Origin of the sequence: Candidatus Planktophila sp. (genome assembly GCF_046070465.1) — a bacterium.
Lineage (GTDB): Bacteria > Actinomycetota > Actinomycetes > Nanopelagicales > Nanopelagicaceae > Planktophila.
Window position 1 is genome coordinate 1 of record NZ_JBJTMK010000169.1, and the last position, 14,346, is coordinate 14,346.

Annotated in this window: 12 protein-coding genes; 5 read left to right on the top strand and 7 right to left on the bottom strand. The window is 50.5% G+C overall.

Translation table 11 applies throughout. The features are described 5' to 3' along the window. Positions 1 to 202 (bottom strand): hypothetical protein (locus tag ACKOVI_RS07140; protein ID WP_509603383.1); only part of this gene is annotated, 202 nt, incomplete at its 3' end. Between the two features lie 97 nt (positions 203 to 299). Between ACKOVI_RS07140 and ACKOVI_RS07145 the strand changes: the two genes are divergently transcribed. From ACKOVI_RS07145 to ACKOVI_RS07160, 4 genes are all read left to right on the top strand, one after another. Beyond that, on the top strand, positions 300 to 1,613 hold the full coding sequence (locus tag ACKOVI_RS07145) for a zinc-dependent metalloprotease (protein ID WP_509603384.1): 1,314 nt from the start codon (positions 300 to 302) through the stop codon (positions 1,611 to 1,613). 254 nt (positions 1,614 to 1,867) lie between these two features. Further along, positions 1,868 to 2,458 carry a M48 metallopeptidase family protein gene (locus ACKOVI_RS07150; RefSeq protein WP_509603385.1) on the top strand — a complete coding sequence of 197 codons (591 nt, stop codon included), beginning with the start codon at positions 1,868 to 1,870 and terminating at the stop codon, positions 2,456 to 2,458. Positions 2,459 to 2,590: 132 nt separating this feature from the next. After that, entirely contained in the window at positions 2,591 to 2,752 is a 162-nt protein-coding gene (locus tag ACKOVI_RS07155; RefSeq protein WP_445849183.1) for a DUF5679 domain-containing protein, read from the top strand. Positions 2,753 to 2,964: 212 nt separating this feature from the next. Beyond that, positions 2,965 to 4,071: a hypothetical protein gene (locus ACKOVI_RS07160; RefSeq protein WP_509603386.1), complete on the top strand. Its 1,107-nt coding sequence runs from the start codon at positions 2,965 to 2,967 to the stop codon at positions 4,069 to 4,071. A 4-nt stretch (positions 4,072 to 4,075) separates the two neighbouring features. Here the strand turns inward: ACKOVI_RS07160 and ACKOVI_RS07165 are convergent, their stop codons facing one another. From ACKOVI_RS07165 to nudC, 4 genes are all read right to left on the bottom strand, one after another. Further along, complete coding sequence (locus tag ACKOVI_RS07165) at positions 4,076 to 4,408, bottom strand: WhiB family transcriptional regulator (protein ID WP_509603387.1); 333 nt, start codon at positions 4,406 to 4,408, stop codon at positions 4,076 to 4,078. A 145-nt stretch (positions 4,409 to 4,553) separates the two neighbouring features. Continuing rightward, positions 4,554 to 4,730 carry a hypothetical protein gene (locus ACKOVI_RS07170; RefSeq protein WP_509603388.1) on the bottom strand — a complete coding sequence of 59 codons (177 nt, stop codon included), beginning with the start codon at positions 4,728 to 4,730 and terminating at the stop codon, positions 4,554 to 4,556. Positions 4,731 to 4,841: 111 nt separating this feature from the next. Next, positions 4,842 to 6,506 (bottom strand): ATP-dependent helicase, encoded by a 1,665-nt coding sequence (locus ACKOVI_RS07175; protein ID WP_509603389.1) that lies wholly within the window; start codon positions 6,504 to 6,506, stop codon positions 4,842 to 4,844. Then, positions 6,497 to 7,399, bottom strand: coding sequence for an NAD(+) diphosphatase (nudC, locus tag ACKOVI_RS07180; RefSeq protein WP_509603390.1), 903 nt, complete (start codon positions 7,397 to 7,399; stop codon positions 6,497 to 6,499). Before nudC ends, ACKOVI_RS07175 begins: the two co-directional genes overlap by 10 nt. Positions 7,400 to 7,424: 25 nt before the next feature. Here nudC and ACKOVI_RS07185 point away from each other — a divergent pair, with 25 nt between their 5' ends. After that, positions 7,425 to 8,231 carry an endonuclease/exonuclease/phosphatase family protein gene (locus ACKOVI_RS07185; RefSeq protein ID WP_509603391.1) on the top strand — a complete coding sequence of 269 codons (807 nt, stop codon included), beginning with the start codon at positions 7,425 to 7,427 and terminating at the stop codon, positions 8,229 to 8,231. Here the strand turns inward: ACKOVI_RS07185 and ACKOVI_RS07190 are convergent. Together ACKOVI_RS07190 and ACKOVI_RS07195 are read right to left on the bottom strand one after the other, a co-directional pair. Continuing rightward, positions 8,228 to 11,437, bottom strand: coding sequence for an ATP-dependent helicase (locus ACKOVI_RS07190; protein ID WP_509603392.1), 3,210 nt, complete (start codon positions 11,435 to 11,437; stop codon positions 8,228 to 8,230). The genes ACKOVI_RS07185 and ACKOVI_RS07190 overlap by 4 nt on opposite strands. Continuing rightward, positions 11,434 to 14,346, bottom strand: a 2,913-nt coding sequence (locus tag ACKOVI_RS07195) for an ATP-dependent helicase (protein WP_509603393.1), incomplete at its 5' end; no start/stop codon positions are given. The genes ACKOVI_RS07190 and ACKOVI_RS07195, both read right to left, overlap by 4 nt.

The following is a 14,346-nucleotide window of genomic DNA, read 5'->3' on the forward strand; positions in this document are numbered from 1 at the left end:
AATCATCATTGCGGAACGAGTTCTGAAAGCGCTCAAATTGATTTACTGAGCGCGATGTTCCTTTCTCAAATTTATTCTTAAATCGAGCTATCCAGAGAACATAGCCCAGCGCGCCAATAACGCCTGCCAGTGGCACCAACCACCAAATGAGGGCGGTAAAGGCAGATGAAGCAGCCAGTGGCGCCGAGAGAATAACCTGCATAGAAATAGAGTAGTGCCCTCGGGAAGAAAGTGCCGATTATCGGTGTTCTACTATTCACGTATACGAGATCGCTCATATGAGATGTGGGGTTGAAACCATGGCTTTTGGATTTACACCAGATGACGGTGATGATGCCGAGCGCACCAATCGCGAAAACCTCGAAGCCATGATGAAGCAGATGCAAGAGCAGATTCAGCAGCAATTTGAGCAACTTGGAATTAACCCAGGCGCTGGAATTCCACTTGCCGGCCTGAGTAATTTATTGGGAGCGGGAGCTACAGAAGCACTTCCACTAGCGCCGGTTCGAGATACCGGAAAGAAATTCGTTACAGCACAAGGGTCACAACCTCTTGGCACCAATGATGTTACTGCAGTAAATAACGCCTGTGAGATTGCAGATATCTGGCTGAATGAGGCAACAGATTTTCCTGCGGCCTCATCATCTGCACCACGTGCAATAAGTCGCCTCGATTGGATTGATGAAACTCTTCCTGGTTGGCAGGCAAACATGGAACCACTCGCAAGTGGTCTCAGCGCTGCAATCTCGCGCCTGCTTGATGAAGCGATGAACTCTGCTGGAAGTGAATATGAAGAGCAGATGGGTACTGCGCCGATTGGTGCGATTGCAGGGCTACTTCGTTCTTTCATCGGCACGATGATTGCCACCCAGTTAGGACAAGCAATCGGTGGTATCGCAACAACTGCTACCGGCGCCCATGACGCTGCTCTTCCTGTACTTGAGCCTGCACGCCCGCTATTGATCCCTGAAAATATCGAGGCATGGGGCGCAGATACTGAGCTACCTAAGACTGAGATTTATCTCTTCCATGCCCTTCGTGAAGGCGCTATTGCACGCCTCTTTGAGCACAATCCATGGATTGTTTCTTACATTCGTAGTGCAATCGTTGAATACGGTGCAGGAATCCGCATTGATCTCGAAGCGATTCAGCGCCAGGCAGAAGAAGCAATGCAGGGAATGGGCGAGGAATCTTTCACTATCTCACTTGATTCTGGAATCTTTACACCAGAAGAGACTGCAACACAGCGACAAGCACTATCAAAGTTAGAGACAGTTCTCGCTCTTGTTGATGGCTGGGCAGATGATGTTGCAACTCTTGCAGCAGGCGATCGCATTCCTTCTATCACTGCACTTCGCGAACTACATCGACGCAAGCGTGCAACAAGTGCACCATCACAGCAGCTCTTTAAAACAATGTTGGGACTTGAAGTCTCTCCAAAACTTGCACGTGAAGCGAGCGCTTTCTGGAACCGTGTGCGCGAACTTAAAGGAACATCTGCTCGTGATCACATCTGGAGTGGAATTCTTCCTAGCGCCACCGAACTTCTCGCGCCCGATCTCTTCCTAGCCTCTACTGAAATCCCCGACGACCTCTCAGGGTTAACTGACTGAGAGGTTTTATCCCTACTTTTGCCAATTCAACAATTCATGAAAGCAAAGGCTCTGTGGCAAAGCCATAGGGCTTTGCGTAAGAATTGTTGAATTCACTATAGGGATAAAAAAGCGAAGTCCCCGGGGCCACATCCAATATCTGCCTTCCCCTTGCAGATATCGAACGGTTATCCGAGGACTTCGTAGACGCAAAGTACGCAGAAATTGTCGAGTGTGCAAATAGCGAAAGTAAATTTCGTAGTTAGAATTCCTCAATGACAGGTCGAGAGATTGAGGAAGATTTTGCACCTACTCTCCCTGGAATTTCAGAGGGCGAGATTCTCGTAATCCGCTCTCCACGTCGCAAGAAATCCGCCTCGGCCTATCGCCAAGGCGGTCGCATCGTCATCTCGCTCCCAGCGAGGATGAGTAAAGCTGAAGAAGCTCAAGTTGTCCCCGAGCTCATCGCCATCATCCGCGGACGAGAAGAGGCTAAGACGCCAACCGAGAGCGCCCTGGCCTCCCGGATTGACGAACTTCTGACCGAGCTCGCCCCCGAGATCACCGCACGCCCTGCCAGCGTCTCATGGCGCCCTATGCGCGAGCGCTGGGGCTCATGCACCAGCGTCGACCGTACTATCCGTATCTCAGACCGCCTCAAGCTTGCTCCCGCCTATGCGCTGGACTATGTCCTCTTCCACGAGGCGATCCACCTCCAATGGAGCGACCACGGCAGTGAGTTCACCGATATCTTGGCCAGGTTTGAGGATTCTGAGCTCGCCAGCGCCTACCTGGATGGCTGGGAGGCGGCCGAAAGGGCAATGCTCGACCCCGTCGAGCTTAAAAAGCTCGGCACGAAGGGCTAATCGAGCTGAAAAACCTCAAAAATAGGACTGGATTTTCCCGCTCACTTACGCGTATTTGAGCGTAGGGCGGAGTATGGTTTCAACCAATACGCGTAGCCACACAATCAGTGGAGACGCCGATTGGAGGCAATCATGACAGAGACATACAAGGGTGACGCTTACTGCGTTAAGTGCAAGGAGAAGCGTGACTTCGAGGGAACTGTAAAGGTCTCTGACTCAGGTCGTCGCATGGCCCAGGGCATCTGCCCAGTCTGCGGTACCAAGGTCAACCGTATCCTCGGTAAGGCACAGTAATCACTTTCCTCATTCAACGCTTTGGCGTCTGAATGGAATTAATTGCACGACGTTTGGCGCTGTAAGCACCCAACGACAAGAACGTAAGAAAACCTCTCGCATTCGTGCGGGAGGTTTTCTTTTTCTCCACACTCAGTGAAGAAGTGAGTGCTCATTCCACAGGAATCGCACCGCGCGCGCTATCACAAGCGCGCTCACGCTCATCATCGCGCATGACCTCACTCACATCACAAGACACTCGCTTTACCCTCATCCGTGGATGCTCTCTGATGCGCAATCGCCGAACAGGTACCGGGTATTTTCTTGGAACGGTACGGCGTGTTGTCGCCGTCACATCTGCACATCATCGGACTGCACTTCAAGAGTTCGCACTGGGAATCGACCCCACTTCTCACCTCTCGCCCGAAGTTGCAGCTGAGCTTGCCCTCTTCACTCAAGAGCTCGATGCTCGCGGATTTCTCAATCGCCACCAGAACGTTTCCATTTCACCGCAGAGATTCTTCGATCACATCAACGAACATGACATCGCAGCACGCCATCTTGCAGATCGCGCCGAACCTGAGTTCGCGCAATCCGAATGGGTCGATGGTGCTAGCGATCGAGGTAGCTCAACTGTGATTGCGCGTTCGCTCTACCCCATTGTCTTATCTGGACGATCTCGAGTCATCACATTGCTGTATTCGATTCTGCTCGCAAGTGGAGTCAGCCGTGTTCGCTTTGCGGATAGACATCACCGGCCCACGGTTGAAAGTACCGATGTTGGCTTTGGCGTAATCGAACACTCAACTCTGGGATCAAACTATTACGACGTTGCAGAAAGTATGCGACGTGCCCTATCCCTCTTTCCCATTGAGCCATCGGCTCGACATGATTTCGATACCTCTCGGCCTGCTTTAATTGTTCACTACGGAGATTGCGAACCTGAAGATTTAGTTCTGTGGTCCAATCAACGCATGCCTCACTTCGTTATCCATCAACCAATTGGAGACGAGGTAGTTGCAGGACCTCTGGTGATTCCCGGTGAGACTCCCTGTGTTCGCTGCTTATCGTTATATGAAATCGACAACTTTGGTTATACGCGTCTTGAGAGAATTTCTCTTAACTCAGTCAACGAACTTCCTACCGCAACAGCTCACTACGTTGCAGCTATAGCAGCAGCTCAGATACTTCACTTTATCGATCGCATGCGCGACCCTGAGAATTTTCAGTCGAGCCGTAATACTGGAATTGGCGAAGTTGCCTACATTAACTTTCAGCAACTCACAGAGCCGCAGGTGGTGGCGATTGCTCGCCATCCACTCTGCGGATGTGATCGTTAAATATTCAAGCAGCAATCACCTGACGGGGTGGGCGACCTGGACGGCGCTTACGTGCAATGACAACGCCATCTTCAAGTAACTCCCCGCCCCAGACGCCACATGGTTCGCCGCGATTGAGCGCCCCTTCTAGACAAGCGCTCTTCACCGGACAAGCCCCACATAGAGACTTGGCGACTGCAATCTCACAATCAGAGTCAGCGAAGAAGGTCTCGGGGTCAGCGTTATGGCATGGCAAGGTAAAGGCCTTGGCGTTATCGGATGTAAATGCCACATCGTCTAAGCCCATGTATTGCTCTGCCCAACCTGCTACCTGTAGTTCGCTGTAGAGAACGGTCATCGTCTCCACCTGCCTTTCTTCTCCTGTTGTTCTTTCTCTATCTCGGTTTTTGTGAATTGTGTGCGGGAAATATCTAGTTTTTTGTAAAAAAAATGGCCCCGATAAATCCTGTGTGGATTTACGAGGCCTGAGTGGCGATTATCGGTTAGCCGATAGTTGCTCCTGTGGCCTCATCCACTGCATAAAAGTTGGCGTAAAACGCTGACTTTGTTGCTGTGGGCCAATTGCGCTTGTGATCGCGTGTATTGGTTGAGGTTGTGTGAGCATGTGAAAGTGCAGCTGTGTTTGCAACAACAGCTGTAAGAACGAGGGACTGTGTCATTCGCTCTTCCTTTCACTTAACTGATGAGACCTACGAAAATACGTAAGAGCGGTAAGGATAGAGGATTGGTCTTGTTACTTGCAAGGAATTTATTTGCGGGTGAGTGACCAGTTAAATGAGCGTGGATTCAGCTAAGAAACGTGATGGTGTAGCGCGATAGGTGATGTGAAGGTCCGCCTTTGCACGTGTCATGCCCACGTAGAACAAACGGCGCTCCTCTGCGATGACTGCATCTGTCAGGGTGGTGCCCGCATTCATCAGAGGCAAAATACCCTCTGATGCACCGATGAGAAAGACGCGTTCCCACTCAAGACCCTTGGCAGCGTGCAGCGTTGCCAGCGTGACTACAGGCATTGTTGGTGGATTGTTCTGTTGTACCCGATCTTCAACTTCACGCAGATAGCCACGAAGAACCTTCGGAGCAAAACCTGGATCCTCATGGAGCTCGCGACCAAGGTGCAGCAGCGCTGCAATGCCGTCGATGGATTCTCCAGTCAAAAATGGCTGTGCAATCGCACGTAATTCATCTATCCAGTCACTGCCTTCAGCGGGGATTACCGAGGCCTGACGTACTTGCTTCAAGAATTCACGGACATCGGTGCGATCGAAGAAGCGCTCTGTGTTGCGAACTTGATATGGAATGCCGGCTTTATTCATCGCACGCTCGACCGCAGAGAGTTGAGCATTAGTGCGAGCAAGTACGGCAATCTCTTGCGGTTGAATTCCTTGGCTAAGAAGAGTTGTGATTTCACCGAGGATGCCAGCAATCTCTGATTGTTCATCTTTAAAGCCCTGAACAGAAGGTTTGCTGCCATGGCTATTAATCGCCACAAGTTCTTGACCCATCGTGCCAGCTCGCAGGATTGAGTTTGCGGCAAATGTGATTTCAGGAGTAGATCGGTATCCGGTGCTGAGACGGATTACCTGCGCATCTGGAAAGCGTTGTGTAAATGTATTGAGAAAAACTGGCGTTGCACCGGCAAAGGAGTAAATAGTCTGAGCAGGATCTCCCACAACACAAATGTCATTACGAGTTCCAAGCCATGCATTAATCAATCGTTGTTGTACAGGCGAAATATCTTGATATTCATCAACTGTGAAATATCGGTATTGATCTTGAACCCGTTCTCGGACATCGCGCTCTTCCTCCAGCATTGCAGCCGTTAAGAGAAGGACATCCTCAAAGTCGATTGCGAGCTCTTGCTTCTTGATGGATTCATAAGCCGTGTAGAGCTGAACCAGCTGCTCTGCATTGACACGAGGCTTGATAAGCCGCTGAGAGATTTCATCAATAAAGTCTTCCGGTGCAACTTGTGAAACTTTCGCCCACTCAATTTCAGACGCAATATCGCGCATAAGTTCACGATTGTGCGTTGAAATTTCAGTAGTCAGATCTGCGCGACGAATCGCCTCAGTGATAAAACTGCCCTTTGATGTAATTAAGTCAGGCGTGCGACCACCAAAGACGGTAGGCCAGAAGAAAAGCAGCTGTTTGAGCGCTGCAGAGTGCACAGTGCGGGCAGCAACGGTGGGAACGCCAAGTGTGCGAAGTCGTGCGCGCATTTCTCCTGCAGCACGAGCGGTAAATGTGAGCGCCAATACCTTCTGCGGATCGATAGTTCCGATAGCTGCAGCATAAGCAATCCGGTGTGTAATAGCACGAGTCTTTCCGGTGCCGGCACCTGCAATGACGCAGACGGGACCACGAGTTGCAAGGGCTACCGAGCGCTGATCATCATCGAGTGCCGCCAAAATTTCTTGTGCAGCTAACGCCATGTCTCAGCCGCCAACTTTGTTGCATCGAGTGAAGTCTCTCCCAGCCAACTCTCAATCATGCGGCGAGCAACACTGACAATCGGTGGAAGCAAGAGCGAACCATTTTCAGCAGCGGTCTTCAGCTCTTCACGAGAGAACCACTTCACCTCGGTAATTTCTTCACCATCAGGGCGCGCTTCGTGTGGCGCATCAGTGACTGCAGAGAATGCAATCATCACACTGGCTGGAAAAGGCCACGGTTGCGAACCGAGATAGGAAATTTCAGATAATCGAACACCGGCCTCTTCAAAGACTTCGCGAGCAACGCATTGTTCAAAGGTTTCACCCGGTTCAAGAAAACCTGCGAAGGTAGAGAAGCGACCATCTGGCCAGACTGGTTGATGGCCGAGCAAGATTCGATCTTCGCGATCGCGCACAAGAACGATGACGGCAGGATCAGTGCGAGGATGGTGTTGGCTCTGATCGACATCGCAGATACGAGCTGCACCTGCGAGATCAACTCGAGTAGGTGCACCGCAACGTGGGCAATGCGGATGTGCATCATGCCAATTGGAAAGTGCAATTGCGTGCATGACAACTTCAAGATGCAGTGGTGATAAACCGCCGGCTAATTCGCGGAGCGTTAAATAATCTTGCACTTCACTATCGACCTTGCCCGATGCCCAAGCAAAGTAGGCGGTCTCGGTTGTGCGATCAATTCCAAGAAAATATCGCTCTCCCCCCTTAGCGTCTTCGGGAGAAATGAAGGTGGGACCTTCGGATGTGCTGCGAATTCGACCCTTACAGACCTCGATGATTGCGGCAGATGGCCAGAGTTGAGCCAGGCGTTCCGGTTGTGAGCGCAGCTCGCCGGCACGGTCCATGAAGGAAGGCTTTTGTGGAATCGCGCTCATAGGTGGAGGTTACTAGCCTTAGCCCATGCGCCTCACCTCGTGGAATTTCCTGCATGGCCAGGCTCTCGATCCCGCAACGGTCGATGGCGTGACTCCACTTGAGGCGAGCCTCAATGAGATTGCTACAGATGTATTAGCCCTTCAGGAAGTCGATCACCTCCTACCGCGTTCTGGCAGTACTAATCAGTGTGCAGAGATTGCATCGAAAATCGGCGCTCAATGGTGGGGCTTTGCGCCTTCGATTTTGGGAACTCCCGGCGAAAAGTGGCGGCGATTAATAGCAACGGAGCAGAAGGTCATTACCTCTGAAAATGTTGGGCAATCACAATCATCGTATGGAATTGCCCTCATCTCAAATCAACCCGTGAGTCACTGGTTGCGTTTCGAACTAGGCAAGTCACTGATTGGAATGCCACTTGCTATTGCGGGAGAAAATGGGAAATTACGTCTGCTCTATGTCCGAGATGAACCGCGTGTGGCACTTGCCGCAGTTCTTGAGAATGGCTGGACAGTAATCAATACACATCTCTCTTTCGTTCCGCTCTTTAACATCTATCAATTATTGAAGCTTTCACGGTGGGCGAAGAAAGTGGAGAGAGAATTCTCAACGCGTGTTCTACTCGTAGGTGATTTTAATCTTCCATGGGGAATTCCAACCACCGTGACTCGATGGAAGCGAGCGACAACTGCTCTCACCTATCCATCATGGGACCCTAAGATTTCCTTTGATTACATCCTTGCAGATTCTTTAGATATTTCTTCACTGAAGGAGGTCGCGATACCGGTTTTACCGGTCAGCGATCATCGCCCGATTTCGGTAGCTATTAATTAACGTAAAAGAGCAGTGAGTTGATCTAGGCTCAAGAGGTTTGCCCGGCGGTCTGTGACTCCTGTTGGAACGTAATGAAAAGCGGCGCTGATGTGATTGATATCTGTGTCAGATAACTTCGCCCAAGCAAGACGATAGAGGGCCAACTGAATCGCTGAATCTTCATCGAGAACCTTGGATCCCGTCTTCCAGTCCACGACCTCAAAGCCTTGCTCTGTCTTGTAAATTGCATCGATTCGGCCTCGCACTAGGGTCCCGGCAATCACTGTCTCGAAGGGAACCTCAACATCGAATGCCGTGCGAGAAGCCCAATCAGATGCGAGCCACTTCTCTTTCAACTCTTCTAAGGTGCAGTCTTCTTCAATCGGCTGCAAAAGATCAAAGTCTTCATCATCAAATATTGAATTTCCTCGAAGATGCTTTTCAATCCATAAGTGGAAAGCGGTGCCGCGAGATGAATATTCATCTCGCGCTCGTGGCATAGGACGTCGAACATTGCGTGCGAACTCCTCTGGGTCTTTTTTCATAGCAATGATTGACGAAGGAGACATTCGCATAGGGCGCGGAATTTCGAGAGCAGATTTACGATACTCGATGCTCTCCTGAATAATCGCCTGGGCATCCCTCAACCATGATTGCACAATCTCATCAGAGCTATCCAGCTCAAGATTTATTGGCTTGGCGAGGCGAACTTTCTCAATCGCAGCGTTAAAGCTGGCACGACGTGAGCCCAATGGATCGCGAGGCCACTGAGCTGTAATTTCACAATCTTCCTGCGGATTACGGGCATCAGATGCTGGTGGTTCTAACTCATCGATTACCGTTCCGGAACGGCGAGCGATTTCTTCTACATTGCGATAAAGAACTGATGGTGTCAAGGGCTTTACGCCTTCTCCCCAATAAGAAGTGGATGCAAAGAGATGTGACTTCGCCCGCGTCACCGCTACATAGCCGAGGCGAATTTCCTCGCTGTAGCGATAGAGCGCGCAGTCTTCTTTATATTTCTCTAATACTTTATTTGCATCTGCATTTGTTGAAGTTTGTGAGAGATTGAGTTGCGGCACTACGTGGGCATCGCTGCGAAGGTTAAAAGGGATGAATCGTTCATTAAAGACCCAGTTTTCAGGGCTTTGAGAGCTCTTGGAAGGGAATGTGCCCTCTGCCAATCCAGGGATAGCAACAACATCCCATTCAGCACCTTTGGACATATGGATTGTAAGAATCTGAACAACACTGGAATCAACATCAGGCGCACCTGCCTTGAGGCCACCTTCTTCGCTGCTGGCGACATCGAGCCATTGAATAAAACTATTGAGAGTTCCCCCAGAGCGAGCAAATTTACTTGCCTCATCTAAGAAACGATCAAGGTGTCGTCGCCCGTGAATACCTTCTTCGCGCAGCATGACTTCTGCCTCAAGATTGAGATAACGCTCGATTTCTACAATTAAGTCGGTGATCGCGCCAGAGGCGCGTGAACGTAAACGTCGTAGGTCGGCTGAGAACTGAGCCAGTCTTGCGTAGCCAGCACGTGAGAAATCTCGAGCATTCGCAGTATCAATTTCATCGAGGGCATCGATTAATGAGCCGACTATTTGGTCGTCATTATCTGCGGTGAGTGGATTTCCAGCGATGATGTTCTGAACGAGAGTGCGGTTATCTGACCCTTCGCTCTTGGCACGACTGCGAGAGAATTTTCCAAGAGCTGCAATATCACGGGGACCAAGGTTGATGCGCGGGCCTGTCAGGTGACGCATGAGCGCACCGCCCGCATCAGGTGAATTAATAATCTTGAGAAGTGCCACGATATCTGCAACCTCAGGTACATGGATGAGACCACCAAGACCTAGTACTTCGGATGGAATTGAAGCAGCAGTCAGTGCCTCTTGGATATAAGAAATCTGTGACTTCTTGCGCACAAGAACGGCGAAAGTTTTTGGCTTTTCAGCCTTTGCATTGGCCTGCCATAGTGGTGTGAAGTACTCAGCGATCGCTTGTGCTTCGGCTACGAGGTTTTCAAAGATTCCACAGACAAGATCGCCTGCGCCAGCATTTGAACGTTCGCGCAGCGGAAGCACTGTCACGCCATCGTTGTTGCGCACGTTCTCAGAGATTATGTTTGCAACGTCGAGGATATTTTTATCGTTTCGATAGGTGGTAGATAAGTTGTATTGAAGCTCGCCGGTGGACTTTGCGCCTTTAGGGAAGTACTGATTAAAGGCGCCAATTGTTCCTGCAGCTGCACCGCGCCAGGTATAGATACTCTGGCACGGATCGCCCACTGCGGTAACGGGGTGGCCTTCGCCAAAAAGTGTCGAAAGTAAACGTACTTGTGAGTGTGATGTGTCTTGGTACTCATCAAGCAAGACAACTGGATACTTTGCACGTTCGATAGCACCGACGTCTGGGAATGATTGGGCAATTCTCGCTGCTAGTGCTATTTGATCGTCGAAGGAGAGTTGTCCACTAGTCCGTCTCTGTTCGAGGAAAGACTCCATCATCGCAACGAGACCACTGCGCTGGGAGGCAACCATCGCTGCGTCACGCACTCCCGGATTTGTTGGTCCGCTCATGCGCGAGAGTTCCGATAACAACTTGTTGTCTTCGTCAATTATCTGATCACCTGACACTTGGTGCTCGAGTGCTTGAGAAGTCAGCCCCATGAGATCTTCAACCACAGTCTTTACAGAGCTTTCATTGCTATAGCCAGTGCTATCCCAATTGCGCACGATGCGATTGGCCATCATCCAGAGCGCAGCTTCACCTAGCGGCTGCGAATCTGCATCGATTCCTAAGCGAATGGAGTGCTCGGACAAGATGCGTCCCGCGTAAGAGTGATAGGTGGTGACAGAAGTATCGAGGCTGGCAAATGGGCGTGCTATGCCACTTTTCTCCATACCCTTCGCCAGCTGTGCCAAGCGTTTGCGGATGCGCAAGTTGAGTTCCCCAGCGGCTTTGCGAGTAAAGGTAAGACCGAGAATTTGATCGGGGCGCACAAATCCATTGGCGACGAGGTAAACAACACGAGCTGCCATCGTCTCTGTCTTACCAGAGCCTGCACCTGCAATCACCACTGCAGGTTCAAGTGGATTGGATTGGATCGAAATGATGAGTGATTGTTCTTGACTAGGCGACGGGAAAGATGGATCGATGAGTTGGATAAATCGCGCTACATCAGCTGGCGAAAATTTCTCAACATATGCATTACTCATCCGATCACCGACCTTCCTTGAAGGTGAACCGGACATGAGCTCTTGACTGGGCAATAACCACAGAAGTTATTCTTCTTTGCGATAAATACTGGAGATGACATCTTCTCTGCAATTTCCTCAAGGTGCTCGGTGACCTCACTGGCAACAATCGGAGGACGTTCACGCGTTGTGACGCTCTTTGCTTCATGGCCCAAGAAGACGAGATGTGACCCAGAAATCTGTGGATCATCAAACTTCTTTTCAAATCCATTGAGAACAACAGCGAGCTGGTAGCAGGCAAGCTGTAGATTTTCGGCAGCTTCTTTTGCGCTGATTGCTTTTCCGGTCTTGAAATCGACCACAAAGAACTTTCCATCGCTATCTACCTCAAGGCGATCGACAGAGCCACTTACCTTTGCACGGCCAAGTACAAAGTCAAACTTCAGCTCGACTCCTTCTACAGCTCGTGATGAATCGCGGTGGTAACGCGCAAATCGTTCGAGCATCTTCTGGGCTCGCTGCAATTGGAACTTACTAATCCATCCCGTCGATTCGGTAATCAGTGGCCAGGCTTGCTCGAGGGATTCATAGAGATATTGGTCCGTGATGGAAGGATCTTGCGCCTTGATACGGGCATATTCGTGAATAACAGTGCCCAGTAGCTGAGCTGTTGAGTCGCCATCCGAGCCGCCATTACGCTCAAGCAGCCACTTCAATCCACAGGTCTCAAAGGATTCAGCAGCGCTCGGAGATATTGGTACTAACTGGCCTTCATCAAAGAGAGGTGCATCGGTAGAGAGAGGATGTGCACCGAGCCAATTATCGGGATGGGCAACAGAGATATCTGATGTTGAAAGAGTGGCGAGCAACCCTGCAGCGAGATCGCCCCTATCGGTAGCGAGAGCACGACGAAGTGAGGCGACGAGAGCGTTGGCTGTCAGCGGTCGTGAATCACTAAATTCGAGTGAGGTGAAATCTTCTGATTCTGTTGCCTCCAAGAAGAATGGTGAGGGTGAATCTTCCTCTCTGGTAACTGCAGTGATATGCAATTGGTCTGATGCTCGCGTGGTAGCTACATGGAATAAACGTCTCTCATCTTCTGCTAAAGATTGTGCGGTGATGAGATCGAGGGCAACTTGAGCAAGCTCTTCGCCGTGCCGTTCGCGTTCAACTAATCGTTCTGCACCTAACAAGGTGCTGCGCTGTTTGAGGTTAGGCCAACTTCCCTCTTGGATTCCTGCAACAAAGACTCGTTTAAATTGAAGCCCCTTTGCTGAGTGCACAGTTAAGAGTTCTACGACATCAGGGCGGACACCTTTGGATGTAATGAGGTCGGAGACGATATTTTCTTGTGCGATTTCATTGAGGAATATCTTGGGATGTGCCCCCGGCATGCGATCGATATGTCGCGCAGCTGAATCAAAGAGCTGAACCATGGCATCGAGGTCGCGATCGGCAGTGGCGCCGCGAGAACCGCCGCGAAGCGCTGCACGTTGCCAGCTCTCAGAAATCAGCTCATTTTCAGCGTTTTTCGCCTTCGACCAAATCGCCCACAGGAGATCATGAATTGATGCGCTCTTTTTGCGCATTGCTGCACGAGCTGCAACGAGAAGTTCATGCACTCGGCGGAGTTCAGCAGATTCCTCGATAGGAATATCACCACTATCGATTGCATCGATAATCATTTGAGTGCCGGTACGAGTATCTGTTGATTCATCGCGGGCTTTGAGCAGTGCAGTACGAATTCGACGCAAGGAAATAGAGGTTGCGCCACCGAATTCTGAGAGAAGCAGGCGTTCACAAACATCAAGTGACAGGTTTTCGATACCAACTGCAACGCGAGCTAGTAATAAGAATGGAGCAATCGCAGCATTGGATGCAATCGCCTCACGATCGCCTGCTACCGGAATTGAAGATTGTCCGAGAGCTCGACGAATTGCGGTGGCTGCAGAGTTATGGGCTCGTACGATGATTGCCATATCTGAATACGCAACGCCCTCAATAAGGTGTGCGCGCTTGATGTTGTAGGCGATGTATTGAGCTTCTTCAGCCTCTGATCGGAGTTCGACTGCTAACTTTGTAGGAGTGCCACGATGATTGGTCTGTAGTGAAATTGTTGTGGCCGTCGGAATAACGCTTTCAAGGTAAGTATCAACGCCATCGGGATCAGAACCACGGAAGCGACCGACAGCGGAAGCTGGGTCGACCACTGCCACAAAGTCATTGCCCATCAATAGTTCGAGCAATCGACGTTGCGCTGGGTCGGTTTCATGAAATTCATCGACCATGATTGTTGTAAATCGCTTACGCAGGTTCTCTAACAACTCTGGATTGCTCTTCAGATGCGCAATGGCAGCATTGATGATTTCTGATGGGTCGATGCGCATCTTGGCGTCCCCTGCACCGGTATCCATACCTGCTGATACTTCAAGATACTGCTGCCAGAACTGCGCAGCTGGTGCCCAGAATCGCTCTTGTAAACGCTGACCTTTTTCACGTAATTGAGAAGGTGTTAATCCGCGCTCGGTAGCACGCATCATTAAATCGCGGAGTTCACGAATGAATCCCTGAGTAAGTAGAGGCTCACCCATGACACCTTGATCTTGGGTCTCTGGATTCATTCGAAGATCGGCTGGCCACCAAGAAACGTTGTCCGCGATATTTCCTTCAAGCAGCGTGCGGATAAATGCTTCTTGCTCAGCACCTGAAATCAGAACCGTCTCACGGAAGTTATCGCCAGATGTCATCGACAAGATTGAGAATGCAAGTGCATGGAAGGTACGTGCGACGGGCTCTTGAACTGTATCGCCGGCTGCCACAACAATTGCGTCACGAATTTCAGAGGCGCGTTCGCGGCCAAAGGTAAGAATGAGTATGGAATCGGTAGACGCTCCGCCACGAATGCGATCGATAGCGCACTCAATCAAAGT